Source organism: Sphingobacterium athyrii (assembly GCF_003071065.1).
Taxonomy (GTDB): Bacteria; Bacteroidota; Bacteroidia; order Sphingobacteriales; family Sphingobacteriaceae; genus Sphingobacterium; species Sphingobacterium athyrii.
This window is the reverse complement of record NZ_QCXX01000004.1, coordinates 317828-339197: the sequence shown is the minus strand read 5'-3', so window position 1 is coordinate 339197 and position 21370 is coordinate 317828. Positions and strand designations below refer to the sequence as shown.

Annotated in this window: 16 protein-coding genes; 4 read left to right on the top strand and 12 right to left on the bottom strand. The window is 39.8% G+C overall.

The window, feature by feature from the left end; genetic code table 11:
• Positions 1 to 247: 247 nt before the first annotated feature.
• Together rimM and DCO56_RS16100 are read right to left on the bottom strand one after the other, a co-directional pair.
• Positions 248 to 772, bottom strand: coding sequence for a ribosome maturation factor RimM (gene rimM / locus DCO56_RS16105; RefSeq protein WP_108634791.1), 525 nt, complete (start codon positions 770 to 772; stop codon positions 248 to 250).
• Between the two features lie 229 nt (positions 773 to 1001).
• The gene (locus DCO56_RS16100) at positions 1002 to 1523 is read right to left on the bottom strand and encodes a 30S ribosomal protein S16 (RefSeq protein ID WP_108634790.1); all 522 of its coding nucleotides are present in this window, start codon (positions 1521 to 1523) and stop codon (positions 1002 to 1004) included.
• A gap of 272 nt (positions 1524 to 1795) precedes the next feature.
• Between DCO56_RS16100 and DCO56_RS16095 the strand changes: the two genes are divergently transcribed.
• Both DCO56_RS16095 and DCO56_RS16090 read left to right on the top strand, forming a co-directional pair.
• On the top strand, positions 1796 to 5230 hold the full coding sequence (locus tag DCO56_RS16095) for a UvrD-helicase domain-containing protein (protein WP_108634789.1): 3435 nt from the start codon (positions 1796 to 1798) through the stop codon (positions 5228 to 5230).
• A 9-nt stretch (positions 5231 to 5239) separates the two neighbouring features.
• Positions 5240 to 8125: a PD-(D/E)XK nuclease family protein gene (locus tag DCO56_RS16090; RefSeq protein ID WP_108634788.1), complete on the top strand. Its 2886-nt coding sequence runs from the start codon at positions 5240 to 5242 to the stop codon at positions 8123 to 8125.
• A gap of 70 nt (positions 8126 to 8195) precedes the next feature.
• Here DCO56_RS16090 and DCO56_RS16085 read toward each other — a convergent pair whose 3' ends face one another.
• From DCO56_RS16085 to DCO56_RS16075, 3 genes are all read right to left on the bottom strand, one after another.
• Positions 8196 to 9065 (bottom strand): cupin-like domain-containing protein, encoded by an 870-nt coding sequence (locus tag DCO56_RS16085; RefSeq protein WP_108634787.1) that lies wholly within the window; start codon positions 9063 to 9065, stop codon positions 8196 to 8198.
• Positions 9066 to 9502: 437 nt separating this feature from the next.
• A complete protein-coding gene (locus DCO56_RS16080) occupies positions 9503 to 10273 on the bottom strand; it encodes a uroporphyrinogen-III synthase (protein ID WP_181390574.1) in 771 nt (256 codons plus the stop codon).
• An 11-nt stretch (positions 10274 to 10284) separates the two neighbouring features.
• The gene (locus tag DCO56_RS16075; RefSeq protein WP_181390573.1) at positions 10285 to 11256 is read right to left on the bottom strand and encodes a DUF4271 domain-containing protein; all 972 of its coding nucleotides are present in this window, start codon (positions 11254 to 11256) and stop codon (positions 10285 to 10287) included.
• A 120-nt stretch (positions 11257 to 11376) separates the two neighbouring features.
• Between DCO56_RS16075 and DCO56_RS16070 the strand changes: the two genes are divergently transcribed.
• Positions 11377 to 11943 (top strand): DNA-3-methyladenine glycosylase I, encoded by a 567-nt coding sequence (locus DCO56_RS16070; protein ID WP_108634785.1) that lies wholly within the window; start codon positions 11377 to 11379, stop codon positions 11941 to 11943.
• A 158-nt stretch (positions 11944 to 12101) separates the two neighbouring features.
• Here the strand turns inward: DCO56_RS16070 and DCO56_RS16065 are convergent, their stop codons facing one another.
• Positions 12102 to 12641 (bottom strand): phosphoribosyltransferase, encoded by a 540-nt coding sequence (locus tag DCO56_RS16065; RefSeq protein WP_108634784.1) that lies wholly within the window; start codon positions 12639 to 12641, stop codon positions 12102 to 12104.
• A gap of 151 nt (positions 12642 to 12792) precedes the next feature.
• Positions 12793 to 14997, bottom strand: a complete 2205-nt coding sequence (locus DCO56_RS16060; protein WP_108635108.1) for a transglycosylase domain-containing protein — start codon at positions 14995 to 14997, stop codon at positions 12793 to 12795.
• A gap of 352 nt (positions 14998 to 15349) precedes the next feature.
• Here DCO56_RS16060 and DCO56_RS16055 point away from each other — a divergent pair, with 352 nt between their 5' ends.
• Entirely contained in the window at positions 15350 to 16411 is a 1062-nt protein-coding gene (locus DCO56_RS16055; protein WP_108634783.1) for an Mrp/NBP35 family ATP-binding protein, read from the top strand.
• 143 nt (positions 16412 to 16554) lie between these two features.
• Here the strand turns inward: DCO56_RS16055 and DCO56_RS16050 are convergent, their stop codons facing one another.
• The 5 genes from DCO56_RS16050 to DCO56_RS16030 form a co-directional block, all read right to left on the bottom strand.
• Positions 16555 to 17322, bottom strand: coding sequence for an exodeoxyribonuclease III (locus tag DCO56_RS16050; RefSeq protein WP_108634782.1), 768 nt, complete (start codon positions 17320 to 17322; stop codon positions 16555 to 16557).
• 155 nt (positions 17323 to 17477) lie between these two features.
• Entirely contained in the window at positions 17478 to 18236 is a 759-nt protein-coding gene (locus DCO56_RS16045; RefSeq protein ID WP_108634781.1) for a peptidylprolyl isomerase, read from the bottom strand.
• 3 nt (positions 18237 to 18239) lie between these two features.
• Complete coding sequence (locus tag DCO56_RS16040) at positions 18240 to 18587, bottom strand: hypothetical protein (protein WP_108634780.1); 348 nt, start codon at positions 18585 to 18587, stop codon at positions 18240 to 18242.
• 122 nt (positions 18588 to 18709) lie between these two features.
• Entirely contained in the window at positions 18710 to 19156 is a 447-nt protein-coding gene (locus tag DCO56_RS16035; RefSeq protein ID WP_108634779.1) for a low molecular weight protein-tyrosine-phosphatase, read from the bottom strand.
• A gap of 444 nt (positions 19157 to 19600) precedes the next feature.
• The gene (locus DCO56_RS16030; protein WP_108634778.1) at positions 19601 to 21157 is read right to left on the bottom strand and encodes a Do family serine endopeptidase; all 1557 of its coding nucleotides are present in this window, start codon (positions 21155 to 21157) and stop codon (positions 19601 to 19603) included.
• Positions 21158 to 21370 lie beyond the last annotated feature (213 nt).

The window sequence follows — 21370 nt, the reverse complement described above, 5'->3', positions numbered from 1 at the left end:
ATGGTCAATATATTGATTATTTAGTACCAATATACTCAAAATCCCCCAAAGTAAGATATACCAGATCATTTCAACAAGTGAATTCCGCCAATAAAATCAAATACTTTTGTGACCTTAACCCAATGAAACAAAAGCAGGTTCAAAACTTCGCTTACGAATTTGAACCTGCTTTGTTAATATTTACACGAATCAAGCAATACGCTTAAATCCCGATCTGGACAACGGATTTAAGCTAAGATCGCCTCTCTTATTCTTTATAGAGATCAACTAGCCCTTCAGGCAATGTAACTTCAATAATCTCTTCTTCGCCATCTATTCCTAAGATTAAATCATCGGATAGCGGAAACATCAATTCTTTACCATTCATATCAACTGTAGCGACGAATTGCTGTGGAAATTCCTGTACATCCGTAATTTCTCCCAGTTCACCATGAGTTTCGTCGATCACCAAAAATCCAATTAAATCCGTATATCTAAAATCATCTGGATCCCGTTCTGGCATTTTATCATTGGACAGATAAACCTTTTTGCGGACAAGTGCCTGTGCCTTATCGATGTGATCGACATCTTCAAATGTCACGTAGGCCGTACTATTTTTCTGCAGTTTTATAGCATCGATAAAATAGGGCACAAGCTTTTTGTTGACCTCCAGGAAAACGACATCCATATCCAGGCTTTCGTAGTCTTCAAATTCGAAAAACAATTGTATTTCGCCTTTAAGCCCCCTCGTTTTGCTGATATAGCCTATATAAAAACTTTGATCGACAGTCATTTGGTAGTATTGCGTATTGAGATATTAGTATTGAGATGCTATTTTGATCAGCTTCGCTATATATTGAGCATCTGTTTAATTTTCATTTTTTTGAATGAAGATATAATGGTATGGCCCGTTCACTATTTTGGACCAGCGCAATCAGCATCACATCTTAACCCATAAACAAGTTTATTAAAAAAAGCCGGCTCAAGATTGAGTCGGCTTTCTCGAATACTTTATGAAAGAATTAACCTTCAGTTTCTTCTGATGCAGGAGCTTCAGTCTCTTCAGCAGCAGGTTCTTCTGCTACAGGAGCATTTTTAGCAGCTACAGCAGCAGCTTTTTCTTCTTTTTTCTTCGCCTCAGCAGCTAAAGCAGCTTTTTTAGCATCAGCTTTAGATTGCGCTAAACCATCTTTTTTACCAGAGATTCTAGCTTCGTTAGCTTCAGTCCAAGCAGTGAATTTAGCTTCAGCAGCAGTTTCATCAAAAGCACCTTTTTTCACACCACCTTGTAAGTGTTTTTTGTAAAGAACACCTTTGTAAGAAAGGATAGCACGAGCTGTGTCAGTAGGTTGAGCACCTTTATTCATCCAATCCAACGCTTTTTCGAAATCCAAAACGATAGTTGCAGGATTTGTGTTTGGGTTGTAAGAACCAATACGTTCGATGAATTTACCATCACGTGGAGCGCGAGAATCCGCTACGACTACGTGGTAAAAAGGACGTCCTTTTTTACCATGTCTTTGCAATCTGATTTTAGTTGCCATTTCTTAATTTTATTTTATGTATTCAACATATCCCCCGAGCTTCATACTAGAGGGGATGCAAAGATAAACATAAAAAAAGGAAAAACGAAAACAAAAACAGCTAAATTTCAGAATACCAAAGCACTAAGTTTCCTCCCCAGATATATCCATATACCGACCACCCTACTTTAGAGCCAATTCGCAAATAGTAAGCTATCTTTTCAAAAAGGTATTGCAAATACGTCATCAACTGACAATTTTATTGTTCAAATCAGGCAAGTTCAAGTCGAGTAATGATACTTCAGCCGGATACACATAACAAATTGCTTTTCTCCAAAGCATTTGCCAATTCACATTTTACTTTCTACCTTCATTCCATGAAATCTGTTGCGCCATTAAAAATACTTAAAGCTTCGGCCGGTTCCGGAAAAACCTTCAGCCTGACCCTGCATTATCTCACTTTACTGTTATCCAATGAAAATAGCTACAAAGAGATACTGGCTGTGACATTTACCAACAAGGCCACCGCAGAAATGAAAGAGCGTATACTCACTGTACTCCATGGCCTGGCTATCGGAGACTCCGGTCCTAAAATCGAAGATTTTAGAAAATTATTACTACAGCAGCACCCCGATTGGACCCCCTATCTAATCCAGGAGAAATCTCATCGCGTCTACCGCCAGATCTTACACGACTATAGCCATTTTACAATAAGTACAATAGATGGTTTTTCCCAAAAAGTCATCCGTGCATTCACTTATGAGCTTAATCTCGATGCGGCCTATAAGATCGAGATGAATGTCAATAAAGTCAAAAATGAGTTGACAGTCATGCTCAATCAGCTACTGGATGAACGTCCTGACCTACTCGATTGGATCATCGCCTATGCGGAGAAAAAAATAGCCAAAAATGAGAACTGGAACTATCGACAACAATTGATGGGGCTGGCCAACCTTATTTTCTCTGAAAATTTCCAGGAGTTTGACAGCTATATTAATTCAGCCAATCCGAGAGAAATTTTCAATCTCCTGAACCAGGAAATCGAACAAAAAATAAATTCCTTCACAGAAGCACTTTCGCTGACCATTGAAGCTTTCAGTGAAACCTTCAAAAGATTCAACATCAGTGAAAATGAACTCAAGGGAAAATCACGCAACAAGATTATTTCGGCGAGCAAGACCAGTAAAAAGACAGACAAGTTAAGTTCTTCCGAAATTGCCAAGATATTGGACAAATACGTACAGCTAATAGACAACGAAGATGCATTTACAGCTAGTGACAAAAATATACGCCATGATCTTCTGTCAGCACTTGCTCCCATCTTAAAATCTTTTCAGACACTACAGGAGAATCTACCGGCTTATATTGCCTACCAAGCAGTACAGAACAATCTCTATTACTTGCGCCTGCTCAAAGAAATGAGCGACCTGCTCACCCAGTGGCGCAAGGAAAACGGCGCACAGTTAATCTCAGATTCACAGATCCTGTTAAATAAACTCGGGATCGATGAGAACAGCGACCCGACATTTATCTGGGAAAAAATAGGCAATCGCTTCAATTATTTTTTATTTGACGAATTTCAGGACACCTCTCGTATCCAATGGAAAAACTATAGCCCACTACTGATCAATGCACTTGCAGATGCAAATGGTACCCTGAGTGAACATCTGATTGTTGGCGATGTCAAACAGAGTATATACCGTTGGCGGAACGGAGATTGGCGTATATTGCTCCATCAGGTCGAACAACAAATTGGTCATGCATTTCACCTTGATGAAAGCGTCAAAACCACTTTTATTGAAAACGGAAGCCTTGACACCAATTTTCGGAGTCTTCCAAATATCATCCAGCTAAACAATTATCTTTTTAGCAGTATTCCTCAACATTTGCAAGAGGTTCTTAATAAAAAGGTCGATGAAAACTTAGACGAAGATGGGAAACGTTGGTGGGCTGCCTCAGGCAACGATAGCATGCTTATCAAAGCCTACGAAAACAGTCAGCAGGAAATCCCCGCACACAAAAAGGGGAGCCTCGACAAGTTGGGCTCCATTGAAATAGCATACATCCCTGTGTCAGATGGTCGCTATAGAAGAAATCAGGTCGTTGAGGAATCACTTCTGTTTTTATGTAAAAAAATAGAAGAATGGTTTATTACTGGGCGATATCATGCCAAACAAATTGGTATCCTTGTCCGCAGTAATGCGCAGGCCAAATTGGTCATCCAAAAATTGATGGATTTCAAAAAAGAGCAAAATCTTACCTTTGAGGTCATCTCCGGCGACGCGCTGGTGCTGGCCGGCAACGATGCTGTGCTTTTGCTGATAGAAACATTAAAAGCACTCGTCTACAATTCGGACAAACACAGCATACACAAAGCAAAAATGGTCTATCTCTATCAGACCATACAGAAAAATACAGTCAGTCAAAATGCTTGGCTAGCATTTGCTTCAAATGACATCCGCGCGCTGAAAGATTTTCTTCCCCAGCCCCTGATCGACTCTTGGGAAACCTGGCAAAAACAGCCATTGGTTCACCTCATAGAAAAACTGATCGAAATCTACGGCTTCACAACCGAGCAAAACATCCATCTGCCTTATCTGCTGGCATTCAAAGATATGATTTCGGGCTTCTCTTCCAACGGCGAGCGTGGCATTATTCAATTCCTGGAATTTTGGGAAGAGGATGGGAATCGCGCAGTACTACCATCCAATGGAGAAATCAATGCGATTGAGGTAACGACAATCCATAAATCAAAAGGACTTGCCTATGATGTTGTCATGCTTCCGTTCTGTTCCTGGGATCTGGACGGAATGATCAATGGGGATTTTTGGATAGATACCCATGAAACGCCGTTTGCCCAATTGGGAAAAATTCCCATAAAATATACAGCAACAGTTGGAAAATCTGTGTTTTTCAAACAGTATTTTGAGGAAATGCTATTCAATTATATGGACGCGCTCAATACCTTCTATGTCGCGACAACACGTGCTATTGAACATCTCTATATTACAGCTCCTTTATTTAAAGAGTCCGTTGATAAGAAGACGGGGGAAATTACGGGCTATGATATCAAGGATGAGTATATAAGTGATATACTTTATCAAGTATTAGATTCAGCTTCCGCTCCATTTACATTGGAAGGTACCTCGGTTAAGATCGACCAGACCATCAAACAAAAAGATCATCAAATCCAACGGAACAACGTCATTTCACTCAGCCACTACCCTATTTCCAAAGAACTGGAAATGGCCTTAGAAAAGTCCAGTACACGTACGATCAACGACATTATGATGCTGGAGAAAGCAGCGCAGTATGGGATACTGGCCCACGAGATCATGTCCCAGATTTCTCGAGAAAAAGATATCTCCAGATTAGTATGGCAGCTAATTCAAGAAGGTATACTCGCAAAAGAGGACGAACCCTTTCTGATGCAGGAAATCAACCAGATCTGGCACCACCCCACCATCAATCAGTGGCTCACCGGAAAATATAAAATCTGGAATGAAGCCAGTATCATTACTGCCAAAGGGGAAACCATCCGTCCCGATAAAGTCTTCACCTCCGAAGAAGAAACAATTGTACTGGATTTTAAGTTTACGCAAACCGACTACATCGGACATAAATATCAGGTCGACAATTACAAAAAAAACTTAGAGAACCTAGGCTATAATAATGTTAGGGCCTACCTCTATTATGCCAAGTCAAATCAATTAATTGAAGTAAAATAAACAATCGCGATGCAGACAGCCTTTTTAAAATTAGTAGCAGCGGATATTCAACAACGTTTTGGAAACGATTTGAGTGAGATTGCCATCGTGTTTAACAATAAACGTCCGATTACGTACCTCAAAAAACATCTTGCCGACGTCTATGGACAGGCCATCTGGTCCCCTCAATTTTTCACCATACAAGAATTCTTTAAATTATCATCCAACGATGCAGAGGCCAGCGCTCTCGGACAATTTTTTCAGCTCTTTAAAATCCACAATGACCTTTTGGCCGCAGAGGGAAAACAACCGGAGACTTTAGAAGAATTCTATCCTATTGCGGAGATTATATTGAGTGACTTTGGACAACTGGATTATGATCTGGTTCCGATCGACCAGATCTACATGGAACTTTATGACAACACCAAAATTGACATTGCTTTTCAACATCTTACGCCAGAGCAGCAGGGGTTCATCCGTCAGTTCTGGCAATCATTTTCCATAGCGGGGCATAGCGGTGTACAAGAACGCTTTTTACAATTATGGAAAAGACTTCCGGTATTATACACTAGATTCAAAGAAAAGCTTAAAGCAGAAGGCCAAACCAATTATCCTACGATCTATCGTGATCTGGTTGAGGGCAGAGCCACAAATCAGGACTTTACATCATCTTTTCAGCAGATCCTATTCGTTGGTTTCAATGCATTAAATCGAGCAGAGGCTAAGTTATTCCGAAAATGGCAAGAAGAAGGAAAAGCGCTGTTCTACTTCGATGCAGATGCCTACTATCTGGAGGACAATATGCAAGAAGCTGGCCTATTTATTCGTCGAAATATCTTTCAGACCGGACTTGTCAATGCACTTGGCGACAGTCCGAATATTATCGGTAACAGAACCTCAACAGTAAACCTATATGCGAGTACAGGAAAAATAAGTCAGGCAAAATTGCTTTATGATATCCTCGAAAAGCAAAATAGTACAGATAAGACTTCGGCCATCTTATTGGCCGATGAGAACCTGTTAGTCCCTTTGCTCCAAAGCCTACCCGATGTTAATCCCAATATTACGACCGGATATCCCCTAACCCAATCGCCTATCTATGGGCTATTGGACTTATGGATGGAAGTGCATCTAGAAATATCACAGTTAAAAAAACGCAAGATTTCCTATCAGACCATTGAGACCTTTATCAATCATCCCCTGACACAAGTCTCTTTGGAAGATAAATTGCAAATTCAGAAAGAAATCGCCGATAGGCAATTATTTGAAATTGCCTTGGAAGAGCTACATTTCAAAAGTTCCTTACCCCAATTTTTCGTTCCGATTGAACATGCTCCCCAATTGATCCCTTCGCTCATCAACATTGTTGAAGACTTGCTACACAGTATATCATCATATGAACGCATCCGTCAGATTGACAATAACCTGCTGATAGAAACCAAAAAGACACTCAACCAGCTGCTATTGGGATTTGATACCGTTGCACCTTTGAGCATCAGCTTCCAGGTCGGCTTGATTAAAAAGGCCATATCACCTATAAACTCCGCAATAGAGGGAAATCCGCTAGAAGGCATACAGATTATGGGGCTTTTGGAAAGCCGATGTTTAAATTTTGACAACGTGTACATCCTGGGGGCCAACGAAGGTATCCTGCCCAAAATATCCAATTCTCCAACGTTTATTCCCAATAGCTTGCGAAGAGCTTATGGACTTCCGATATTGGAAAATCAAGATGCATTGTCAGCCTATTTATTTTACAGACACTTTCAATATAGCGAGGGAATCCATATTTTTTATAACGGATTGGTAGACGAAAGCTCAACAGGAGAGGAAAGCCGATTTATCAAACAGTTGGAATTTGAAAGCAAGTTTAATTTTGAACGAAAAGTTCAGCAACAGACGATCCAGTTCGCCGATAAAACGGCGGAGATTGTCATCGAAAAGAAGGGCGAAGTCTGGACAAAGATGTATCAAGACTTTATTGTCGATCAGAAGCGAATATCAGCGACCGCATTAACAACTTATTTGCAATCGCCATTGCAGTTTTTCCTCAAGCATATTGCGAATATCAAAGAACCGCCTTCTATTTCACAGGAGTTTGAGATGAACAAATTGGGAACTGTCATCCATAATGTCATGGAGAAAATATTCTTGCCTTTCAAGAGCCAGAAAGACTTTACGCCGACCCAAATCCTGCAGCAACAGCTCAATCAGATCGAATCTTTTGTTATTCGGGAAATAGGCATACAATATCAGTTGGAATTAAAATCTATAGATGGTTTAAACAGTTTACAGCGCATCATGCTAAAGATTGCCTGTGAATATGTCAAGATGTACCTTGAATACGATATAGCCAACTACAAAGCTTTTCGGATTATAGAACTGGAAAACGACACCGACTACACCCTTCCATTCACTATTGAAGTCAATGGCAAAGAGGAACAGGTTACTTTATACGGTATCATTGACCGTGTTGACGAAGTCATCACGCATGACGATCGGATCATCAGCCGGATTGTCGATTACAAAACAGGAGGTGATTCCGTTATTTTTAAAGAAATGGATCAGGTTTTTGCCCCCAATACGGAAAATAAAGCATTGATACAAACGCTTTTCTATGCTTATGTATTTGAACAAAAAACAGGACGAAAGCAACTGGAGCCACACCTGTATGTCGCCCGAAAAATGCGTGAAGAAGGAACTTTATTCAATGGAAAAGAAGGCATATTGACCGCGGATTTTTTGGCGTTCCAAAAAGATAATTTTGTCAAATTTCTAAGAGACATACTCCAAGAAATTTTCAATCCCGAAATTTCATTTAGACATAATCCGGATACTGTTATCTATCCCAGCGACCCCTACACCTTGTTTTATAGAGAAGCCAGTAAATGGACGGAAAATGAAGAGTCAGTATAGGAAATGCCTTCCCCCTGTTAGCTCAAGCGCTTAAAAAAATAAGGGGACATTCATGAATGTCCCCTTATTTTTAGCGTTTATTTTTTTTTATCGCATTATTGGCTCGCCGTTTGGCGGTATTTATTTTATAATGAAACCAATGATCTTTAAAGATCTTACGCATGGTATTATCAAAATGTCTGGTGATAAAAAGGTTACGTGCTCCTTTTAGTTTCTCACTGATCGAATTTGCCAATGCCCTTACTGAAATAGAATAACCTTCCGTCTCATATTGTATGTAGTGCCACCAGCCTGCAGGCATATAGAGCGTTTCTCCCGGGTGGATCACCGCCTCATACCCCTCCAAATATTCTATCCCCGGAAATTCCTCCACATTGCTATACTTTGGATTAGCAATACTATGGAAGTTATAGGGTAGCTTATACATCAGATCAGATTGATCATTTGGAAAAAGCCAAATACGTTTAAGTCCCTGAAACTGTGATATGAACACATGGGACATATCGATATCAAAATGATTCCGTGTGCTTGAACCTTCACCTCCGAAAAACATAAAGGGCAGCCACTGCAATACTTTTCCACCTGTTACATCATTATAGATAACATCCTGCTTTAGTTCGGGACGTATCTTGAGCAGATTGAACAGAAACAATCGTAACTCGGTAGGTTCTTTAGTAATAAGATCCAAATATTCCGCAAATGTCATTTGCCCCACAGGAGCACTGGCAGCACGATCCATCGAATCTTCTTCTTTTCCATAGACATCAATCTTAATATCACCGGCTATTTCCTTAAAGTAATCATAACTCCATTTCTTCCATGCAGGACTATCAGCACTAATAAAATCTTTTATAACCACCGGAAACCCAGGTTTCAGATATTTTTTTAAAAAGTCCTCTGATCGAATGCCCGAAATTTTATCAACTTGCTTTAACTTCACGACTGACTAATTTTGCTTAATTACAAACATAAAAAAAATATTTCTACCAAATTTTAAAAATAACGCATACACTTTATTTTTAATCGGAACAAATAACCCAAATACAATTTAATGGAAATATATTTAAAATCTCAATGACATCTGTCACTTTTAATACATTTCTCCCTTACAACAATCCGACTCTTTATTTATTAAAAAATCAATTTAACAAATCGGCGATATCACCTATCAGTTCTTCCAATTATCCACAAACTATATGTACCTATCATACGTTCGTCACCTTTCCTTATCAACGGTGTGAAAACGAAACGCATATTTTTATTGTGATCACACTATGCGGACAAATGCAATTCAAGTATCATTTACCTTGCAGATTCCCTATTCAACAAAAAAAGGGTTTTGAAAAACCCCTTTATATTATTGACCTAAGATAGGTATTATTTATTCACTTTTTTGATATATTCTTCTACGGCCATTGTCATGCTAGGTGCCTTTGGTGTAGGCGCAGGAATATCCAATATCAATCCATGCTCCAAAAGGGCCTGTTGCGTTGAAGCTCCAAACGCAGCTATACGCGTATTGTTTTGCTTAAAGTCCGGAAAGTTATCATATAACGACTGAACACTGGAAGGACTAAAGAATACGATTACATCATAAAATACATCTTTAAGATCACTCAAGTCACTTACTACTGTTCTAAACAGAACTGCAGGTGTAAATCTATAGCCGTTCTGCTGCAACCAGTTGCTTGTTTCTTCATTGGCAACATCTGAACAAGGGAACAGAAAATTTTCTGCTTTATGCTTTTTCAGCACTTCTTCCAAATCTTTAGCTGTCTGTTTACCGAAGAATATTTTGCGTTTCCTATACTGAATATATTTTTGAAGATAGAGGGCGATTGTTTCCGAAATACAGAAATATTTCATTTCTGCAGACACTTCAAATCGCATCTCCTCACATATCCTAAAATAATGATCTACAGCATTTCTGCTTGTAAATATTACCGCAGTATAATCTGCTAAATTAACTTTATCCCTACGCACATCTTTGGCGGGAACTCCTTCTACGTGTATAAAACCTCGAAAGTCTAATTTTAACCCGTATTTCTTTGCTAAATCATAATAAGGGGACTTATCGTTTTCAGGCTTTGGTAAAGTCACCAGTACACTTTTTACCTTCTTTGCTCTTTCTACGTCTGAAGTTTGCATATTAACCAGTTTTAGCTCAATAATCTTAACAGTATTAATATTGGTGCTATTTCTAGGCAACAAAGGTACAAAATTAAATAGGAAATTGAAAATTTATACATCGACATAATATGAGCCGCTGTTTTGAGAAATCTATATAGGAACAGCAAGATGGCTCCAATAATCGCCAGATGCAAGACTATGCCAACGGAGGATAAAGGGACAAGACTCAATATCAATAACACCGGAAGCATCAGGAAAAGTGTATTAAAATAAATCAGATATAATACGGTCACATATTCTTTGACAAGTTTTCTGATTTCAAAAACAAAAGACAAGAATCGGATAAATCCAATTTTAAAAGCAAACAGGCCGCCCACCATACAAACGGTCTTCATATAATTGGGAAAGGTAATAAAATCGAAGCGGTTCAGTTCGTAAGCATAAAATAGACTGACAAACAAAGCTATCGCTCCCGAGAATAATACAAAAAGGAAAATAAACGGCCATGAAGTCAGGATCGTATCCTCTTTACTAACGGACAACAATACCCTGTCATCAAAATAACCCTGAAATACCAATTTTATATCGGAAGGAAAAAATACACGGATTAACCCAACGCCAAATATCAAAAAGAGCGCAGTAAATAATATCCAGTTATCCCGATGCGGCTTAGGTGTTCCATATTGCCGTTCCAGGGCATTACCGCTTTTCTCTCCTTTAAAATATTGTTTTACATTATAGTCATACATATTGTGAATAACCAGCCCTTCTGCCTCCACCGTAACAATCCGATATTGTTTTTGAAGTGCCGGATTCAAAGATGCCAGCATCTCCTGGTTTGACGACACCACTGAATCTCTTAGCATCAGTGTACTATCAGGCAGAGAAACACTTTCTCGAACAGCCTGTCGCGAGATCCGTCGCTGCGCACTCAACTGTACAGCCGAAAACACAAAGAGGATTACAAATACAATATAATATCTAAAGTCGTTAACTTTCATTAAAATAAATTGTCCCTTATCGGCCATTCAGAAATCATGGACCGCTTAGATTCGAAACTCTTTTATGGTCGTAAAGTTAGGATAAAAAGTTATATTGCATTCAAAAAATCTTTATAGAACATGCCAAAAGAAATAATACGCTGTCAATGGTGCGGATCTGACGAACAATATGTGGCCTATCACGATAAAGAATGGGGGCGACAGGTAAAAGATGATAAAACCCTTTTCGAATTTTTGGTGCTCGAATCAGCACAGGCCGGTTTGAGCTGGATTACGATCCTCCGTCGGAGATCGGCTTATCAAGAAGCCTTTGCTAATTTTGATGTCAATAAAGTCGCCGATTTTACGGCAGCTCATGTCGAGGCACTCTTAAAAAACTCCGGTATTATTAAACATCGCAATAAAATTGAGTCGACCATCACCAACGCGCAACTGTTCGAAAAAATCCAGATTGAATATGGTAGTTTTTACAATTATCTATACACATTTTTACCCGAACAGCAACCCCTAGTCAATCACTGGCCTAGTCTACAACAGGTGCCGGCGACGACTGTGATTTCCGATAAAATAGCAAAAGACATGAAAAAAAGAGGTTTCAAGTTTTTTGGCTCCACCATTTGCTATGCTTATATGCAGGCGGTAGGCATGGTCAATGACCATATTGAAAGCTGTTCGTTCAAATATTAAACTGCATTATAGATCAAGGAAAAAAAGATAAAAGACAAACGACCTTTGCGGAAGGATGCTGCTATCGTTCCTTGATCTAATTTCAACAGCTAAGTCGATCTTAGCAAATCAAAATCTCCTTACTCAGATCTCTCATCACAATATCTTAATCCTAAAATCTAAGCAGGAACATTCTTATAGATATCTGGTAAGTTGCGGCAAAGACCGTTAAAATCCATCCCATACCCAACAACAAACTCTTTGCTAATCTCAAAACCAACGTAGGTCAGTTCTTCAAAATGGTATTGTAACGCTTCAGGCTTTACCAAAAGTGCACAAGCAATGACACTGGCCGGATTTAACCGCTTCACAGCATCTAGCGTATGCTTTAACGAATGTCCGGAGTCGACGATATCTTCCACGATAATGACATCACGCCCTTCCAGATCAATACCCAGTCCCAATAGCTCATTCAACTCAGACTGGCCTGTACCGATATAGGAGGCTAATTTAATAAAAGACATCTCACAGGGAACTTCTATCTGTTTGAGCAGATCTGCCATAAACATAAAACAACCGTTCAAAACGCCTATAAAAACAGGCTGCTTATGCTCATATCGTAGACTGATGTCTATCCCCATCAAACGAACCCTTTTCTGAATCTGTTCTTCTTCAAAAAGCGGTTCAAAAAGCAATCCGTCAATTTCTATTTTTTTCATTCCACTAAATTATTTTTATCGATAATATTTCCATCTCCGAGATGGAGTTTCCGAAGTTTTATACCAGCTGATTTTTAGCGTCCACACCTGATGTCAATATATCAAAAGCTTTCTTAAGAGTAAGGCAACCAACCACAAACTTTTCAGTCAGCTACTTCTGTTCTTTTTTAGGATCTTTGGTGGTCTCCGTCTCCGTTTTTTCCTTTTCCTCTTTGTTTCGGCCCAGGATCTTATCAAAAATAGATCTTTTATGTTTTTCCGGCTCGGCTGTTTCCTCGTCCTGCTTTTCAGGATGAGACATCTTTTTTATCGTTTTAGGGAGGGAAACGCCTTCCAGATTATCAACTGCTGCCCCGTTGCCCAGGTCATCGAACAGCAGCGGATCATCGCCCATATCCAATGTATCTATCGAATCTACAACAGCAGGTCTGGCAGCACGCAGATGTGGCTGCAATACGACCTCATAGAAACCATAGGCCGATGTGGTCGAATCAACACCTATCTGCCCAGTCTTAGTCATGATATGACCATAAATGTTAAAATAACGCAACATATTTCCTTTCAGATGCCCTGTCCAGTCAAAGAAGTTAAGCCCTTTCTTCGGACGTGGCACGATACTGGACAAAAATATACTTTCTCCAAGCCCGAGTTGCGCCGGTGTTTTTCCAAAATAGTAGCGAGCAGCTTCAGTAATCCCATATACGTTATTCCCCCACTCGATCACGTTGAGATAAACCTCGTACATCCGTTTTTTACTTACCTGCTGCGAACGTTCCATCAGCCAAACCAACAAAATTTCCTCCAGCTTTCGAACCACGGTCTTATTCCGGTTTAGAAACACATTCTTGACCAATTGCATGGATATGGTGCTTGCGCCACGTTTAAAACCTTTCTCTTTAATATTTGTGACAATAGAGAGTTTGAAAGCCTTCTCCTCAAATCCTTTATGTTTAAAGAAAAATGGATCTTCGGTATTGATCAGACTGATCTGCATATAACGGGAAATTTGATCCAATGGCGTAAAATTTGGGTTTTGCGGGCCGACCACAATCTCACGCATGGGTTTTCCATCTTCATAGGCCGTATAGGTAAAAGGGGTATTTAGCATCCCAATATTAGCTTCACCCCATTTCACCACCTGCAGATCGCGGTCGTCCATTTTGGAAGAAAAAAGAAGTTTATCGGGTCTTTTTAATTCCAAAGCAAAATTTAGATCATATTGAATATGTCCCTCAACCTGAATTCCATCAAGCCCCGGAAATAACCCAACGGGCATGGCATCAAAAAAATCCTGCGCTTTGATTTTATCCGTGTGAATAGCTAGAAAAATTTCTTTTTCAGGCCTGTGTATATATTTTAAATAAGGAGAAAAAACAAAATCTTTTACCTGTACGGTACTTTCTTTACTGACCTCGATAGAAGAGGCTCCTATGTTGAGCGCCCCCTGCATGATCGCTTCAGGAAAAATAACGTCTTTACTGGAAATACGCCAATGATTTACTTTCAGGTTTTTAAATCCCCATTGTCCATGCAATTCCAACAGTTCCTTATTTCGTCGATTAGCTTTATCCAATCGAAAGGATATCTCATCAAAACTAACCGCCAAACCAAATTTACGCTGTAATAAAGGAAGATTAACTTCCTTCTTATCCGAAAAAAGACGTAGGTCACATTCCTGATTGTCCGAATTTATCGTCCCTGTTAGGTTCCAAGCTGCCTCATGATCGTTCAACAAGAATTTGGATTCCATGTCACCACCATCGATAACGGCGGAAGGAATAACAATACGCTGTGAGGTACTGTCGTCTTTGTAGGAAAGCTCAAAATTTTTGAGATCGAGATCATTCGGGATCTTAAAGAATACATTTTTGAGCAGACGATCCGCCAATGCGGCCAAATTCTGCTTTGGATTATCATTCTCAATGGTATCCTTCTTTTGTTTCTTAAACAAAAAATCATAGTTACTGATCGAATCTTTCTTGACCAATGATACGGTGGCATTATCCATAATAACCTCACCGAGCTTCACATCACCGAATAAAAGAGGCCACAATTTAACGGATACGGTCAGGTCATTAATTTGCGCCAGAGGTGCTCTATTTTTAGGCAGCAACTGTATATTTTTAAACTGCACCGCATTAATCCCCTGAAAAGCATAATACTGGATTTTCAAATCCATGTCATACTTTTCCTGCAGTTTCGCTTTTGCTTTATTGATCGCCCCCATGAGCATCCCATCTCTCTTTTGGTAAGCATAAACACCTACCGCGATTACCAAAATCAAGAAAACAGCCAAAGTAATATAAAGCCATCGCCACTTGCGCGACTTCAGAGATGTTATAAATCGATCGGACATAATTAAAATTTCATGCAAATCCATGCATATCAATAGTCAAACTTAGATAAATTTGCTTTTATATACAATTATAATTACACCGAAACCCGCGTGGGTATGGCTCTTTAGTAGAGCTAGTCAAACTGAGCGCTGAATTGTCGGTCCAATTCCTAAAATAAAGAAAACCTTGCTAGCAAAGCCAAAATGGAAACGCATTGTCCGGTCGACGTGACTTCGCTTCAATTTTCTTTAAGGCGGCAGAGCCATTCATTAGGGACAGGGACCTAATTGAACTCCATTAAAAACAAACAAATGACATGAAATTGATCGGCAATGAGTAGTTTTGTATTCCATGATTTCAAATGAATAATAGATGGTTACCAAAGAACAAATATTAAATGCATTATCCTATGTTGAAGAGCCTGATTTAAAAAAGGATCTTGTAACATTGAATATGATTCAAAATATTCAGATCGAAGACCAAAAAATTGCCTTCGATGTCATATTGACTACCCCCGCCTGTCCACTAAAAGACCATATTGAGCATGCTTGCCGCAATGCTATAGCACATTTTATTGATAAAAATCTTGAAGTACAGATAAACATGACTTCCAATGTGATCGGTAAACAGGGAGCTCAGGTTTCAGGGATTAAAAATATCATTCTGGTCTCATCGGGCAAGGGTGGTGTCGGGAAATCGACAGTTGCAGCCAACCTAGCTTTGGCGCTTCACGCCAAGGGTGCAAAAACGGGTCTATTGGACGCCGATATCTACGGCCCTTCGCTTCCGATTATGTTTGGACTGGAGGGTGCGAAACCCGGTTCTGTTGAAATGCCTGACGGTCAGGTTAAAATTGAACCTCTTGAAAAGTTTGGTTTAAAATTACTCTCCATCGGTTTCTTTACCGATCCCAACCAACCTATCCCATGGCGTGGTCCAATGACCACTTCAGCCATCAAACAGCTATTTAACGATGCTAATTGGGGAGAGTTGGATTACCTTGTGGTTGATATGCCTCCGGGGACCGGTGATATCCATATCACGGTATCACAAACCTTTCCAATTGCAGGAGCAGTCATTGTCACGACACCACAGCATGTAGCACTCGCCGATGCAGTCAAAGGAATCGGAATGTTCTTGATGGACAGTATCAATATTCCGCTCTTGGGAGTTGTGGAAAATATGGCATATTTTACCCCTGCAGAACTACCGGAAAATAAATATTATATTTTTGGTAAAGACGGAGGAAAACGCCTGGCCGAAGAATATAAGGTTCCCTTCCTTGGTGAGATACCATTGCTTAAAGGCATTTCCGACGCAGGCGACAACGGTTTCCCGATTGCAACAGATCAAGAAGACCCCGTGACAAAATCCTTTTTAACAATTGCAGAGAAAGTTGCACAACAACTTTCCATTATCCAGAGTCAGGTTTAAGCACTACATTTGGAAGCAGCTGCCCAACATGGTTGCTGCTTAATGCACATACGATTCTATTTAAACGTGATTTACCACAGTTTATTCAATAAGAAAGGCTTTCAGTTAACTGAAAGTCTTTCTTATTGAGTAATAGTTCTTAGTTAAACGTCCAATTCCAACAAAACCGGACAGTGATCCGAATGGACCGCATTCGCCAAAATTTGCGAAGCTTTGATTTGCGCTCCCAATGGTTTTGAGACCATATTATAATCAATGCGCCAACCCAGATTTCGTGCACGCGCACCCGCACGGTAACTCCACCAGGTATAGTTATGCGGCTCCGCATTCAAATGACGAAAAGAGTCGATATATCCTGAATTAATGAAATTTTCCATCCATTCGCGTTCCTCAGGCAAAAATCCGGAGGAGTTTGCATTTGATTTCGGATTATGAATGTCAATAGCACGATGACAGATGTTATAATCTCCGCATACAACCAAATTTGGCCGCTCTAACAACAGCTTGTCACTATACAGCTGAAAATCGTCCAAAAAACGATATTTAAAATCCTGTCTTACATCTCCTGTTGTTCCAGATGGAAAATAAGTACTCATCACCGAAACTTTATCAAAATCAGCACGAATAATACGTCCCTCAAAATCATAGTCTTCATGACCGCAGCCATATTCAACATGCGTTGGAGAAATTTTGGTAAAGAGAGCAACACCGCTATATCCCTTCTTTTGAGCCGGATACCAGTAATGTTCATACCCCATCTCCTCCAGTAGCGCAATTTCTGGAATCTGGTCCGGAGTAGCTTTAATCTCTTGAAGACATATGACATCTGCATCCACATTTTTCAGCCAGCCTAACCAATCCTTCTTTAAAGCAGCTCGCAAACCGTTCACATTATAGGTTACTATTTTCATTGTTTAGATATGAGTATTGAGATATTATAGTTAAAACTTTACATCTGTAAGTCTGAGACTTACAATACAGCGCAATATTTTAATTGTTGTGATCCGATAACACCCGGAAAAACTCAGTGCGTTCTTTCGCAGTACATAATTCAATCAACGACAATTTAATAATCTTTGGAAGAGAATAGGTCACCAATCTTTGTAAAGAATCCAGTCTGTGGTTTTAGACCTTTCAGTTCACGTTCCAGATTAAGTGCCTCTCGTCTGGTCAACAGATGCATGGTCATCTTCTGATCCACCTCCGGCCGGTCATGCTTGTCTGTTTTTACTTCCGCAATCTTGTCGATCACTTCTATTCCATTCACTAATTCACCGAATACGGTATAATTCCAGTCCAGATGCGGAGCACCGCCGATTGTTGTATAAGCCTGACGCTGTGTTTCAGAAAACTTCTTTCCGTTCATCCGCGTCTGCTCCAGGCGGTCAAGATCCTCGGGAGTGAACACCTTGCCCTGAACAAGATAAAATTGAGACCCAGAAGACGCTTTTGCTGGGTTATTGTCCCGGGCAGCACCGATAGCACCTTTTTTATGGAATAATCCATCTTGGATTTCTGCAGGAATCGTATAACCAGGTCCTCCATTTCCTAACTGAGCACCACCGACTGCATTTCTTGAATCCGGATCGCCCCCTTGGATCATAAAGTTCTGAATAACCCGATGGAACAATGTGCTATCATAATATTTACTTTTTGCCAATTTCACAAAGTTGTCCCGATGTCGAGGCGTTTCATTATACAATCGCAATACGCAGGTTCCCTTATCCGTAATAATCTGGACATATTTATACTCAGGTTTAGCGGCAAACGCCATAACCTGTAAAAAGCAAAATAGTGCTACTAAACAAACTTTTAAAAATCTCATGCTTTAGATGACGTTTAATTCTTCAAAATAATCAATAATCAAGGACTTCATGATAAGTTCTTGCTCCAATAATGTATAGTTGGGAATAGGTTTTACCAGTTCCCAATGCGGCCATCCTTCTTCATCCAATCCTTTGAGATTATAAAACCCCATCGAACTGAACAGACGGCATGTGGCAATATGCATCAGTTCCTCTTTCTGCCGTTTCGAGAAACTCTGCGGGCCTTTTCCCAATTCCTGTACACCGATAAGGAATAAACATACCTTGATGTCAGGTTTTTCCATATCAAATAGAGACGCGATTTCACTCTGTAGCGTGCTCCATTTCTTGTTTACTTCTGCTGCTTTCATTTTTTTTCCCTTTAAACAAACGAAGACAATTTCAACTTGGCATACAAGTTACATGTCTCCGATACAAAAAACCACACATTAACGTCATTACCCATAAGGCAAGCGCAATGACAAACCCAATATTATTCCTTCTTCTTTGACATTGTCTCGATCACCTCCATACAGCGCTTGTCAATCATCTGAAAAACCGGATCGAACAAATTATCATCAAAATATGGATCCGGAACAATATCATCAGCCAAAAACAATTGCACTTTCTCCAGGTCAGCTTTATTGGCAGCTTGTGCACATACATCTGCAAAATTCTGACGGTCCATGACAAAAATAAGGTCATATTCTTCGAAAAACGCCGGCTGAAAATGTCTTGCCCTTTGGCCGGATATATCGACCCCATATTTCTTTGCAATCGAAATTGCCCTTCGATCTGGTGCTTCACCAATATGCCAATCACCCGTGCCTGCGGATTCTACGATCCAGTTTAATTGTTTATCTTTTACTTTTTGCTTCAATATCCCATGTGCCAGTGGCGAACGACAGATATTTCCCAAACAAACCATTAAAATTTTCATTAAAATATTTTTTTAAAGCTATGAACCATAAAGGGCAATACGACAAATCGGCTGCTGAATGCTCCTGACATTTGGACACATCGCATTTTAATTGTAAAAACTCTTTAAATGTCGACTATGTAACAATAAATCATAGACCTCATCCCTGACTATGATACCAAACAAAATCAGTCTATCAGATTTTATTGCACAAAATAACTAAACTTAAACTATTAAAGAAACAATCCTGATGAAATCATATTTTCTTATCGCAACTTCAACTTCAGGATGATTTTTGATGACCGGACATTTACAATTCTGTTTCCATGATTTCAATACCGCACAGACAGACCTTTAGGCTTTCATCTCTAGCCAATAAGGTCTTTAATAAATAAAAAAAGGTGGCCTAACCTTACGGTTAGAACCACCTAAACTATATTAATCAACCAATTCTTAATTCAATTTTTAATATTCCACTGGGAAGCTCAACTGAACAGCACCTCCTTGTGGAGAGACACCTTTTAAGCGAACGATATTGCGTTGTGTTGCTCCCAATGCAGACTCGATATCATCAACACTGTTTACGGCTTTTCCATTGACCTCAGTGATCACCAAACCTCTTTCTACACCAAAATAATCAAATATACCACCACGGTTTACTTGTGTCACCACAACACCAGAGTTTACACCCAGTTCTTTCTTCTTCGCAGCAGAAGCAGGAATAAAGCTTGCACCCAATTTGTTGTAGATTTCAGTTGCACTTTTTGAAGCTTTTCCACTTGCACCTGAAGCTGATTTTAGCGACTCCTCACCTTTCAATGTCAACGAAACCTGTTTTTCTTTACCGTCACGTTTGTACGTAATATTTACTTTATCACCCGGACGCAGACGGCCAATAGTTTCACTTAATACCGGAGAGCCAGTGATGGTCTTACCGTTGATCTTAGTCAAGATATCGCCTTTTTTAATCCCTGCAGCTGCCGCAGCTCCACCGGCTACCGCATCCTCCACATATAATCCATTAACATCGGTGATCCCTTTTTCTTTGGCCAGTTCTGAAGTTATCGGCACATAACTAACACCAATATAGCCACGTTTTACATTACCAAATTCCACAAAATCATCCACAATTTTTTTCACTAAATTGACAGGAATAGCAAAACCATAACCTGCATACACCCCTGTTGGTGATGCAATAGCAGAGTTGATACCGATTAATTCACCGGAGGCATTAGTTAATGCGCCACCACTATTCCCCTTATTGATCACCGCATCAGTCTGGATAAAAGACTCGATAGCAGAGCTTGCAAGTGGCTGTTCAGTAGCGCCGCCAAAAGGATTACCACGTTGTTGCTGTCCCTCTCTTAAGATACCAATATCACGACCTGTTGCACTGACAATACCAGCTGTTACGGTTGATTGAAGCCCAAGTGGATAACCAAAGGCCAATACCCATTCACCCACGTTTACATTATCTGAGTTACCCAACTTTACAACAGGAAGACCTTTTCCTGCTACTTTTAATAAAGCAATATCCGTATTTGGGTCGCGACCGATCAATTTCGCTTCATAAGTGCGCTTGTCTGTTAGCACCACCTCAATCTTATCCGCATCCTCTACGACGTGATTGTTGGTAACAATATAACCATCGTCAGAGATAATGACCCCTGATCCTGACGCTTGCACAGGTTGCGCCTGCATCTGACGGCGTCCCCCGCCTTGGGGCATACCAAAGAATTCTTCAAACATATCAAATGGAGAACCTTCGGATTGCTGCGAACCCTTTCTACTATATGTTGTCTTAATATGTACGACACCCGGAGCCACCGCCGCAGATGCTTGTGTAAAATCAGGATTGCCCGTTGAAGACATGACTCCTGTAGGGTTATTAGCAAAATAAACTTTCTGTTTGTCCTCAAAAGACATACTATCAAGTTTCTTATTTTCAATAAGCTTGTAACCACCTAATGCTACTGCTCCACCGAAAACAGCTGTTAATAGCGTTAAACCGACCTTATTCATAAACTTATTTCTATTTTAAAATGTCTTAATATAAGCTGATAATTTTTGCTCTTAAAATTACCGATTTTATTCGGATATGTTCAAATGTAATACCATTTAAAGGCCTTCGGAAAATCCGACACGTTAAAAAATGTTAATTGCTAGACAAATGCAATAATTTTAACAAATCTTAACTTCCCGCCGCTTTTTTGTAACAAAAAAACGTATTTTTGT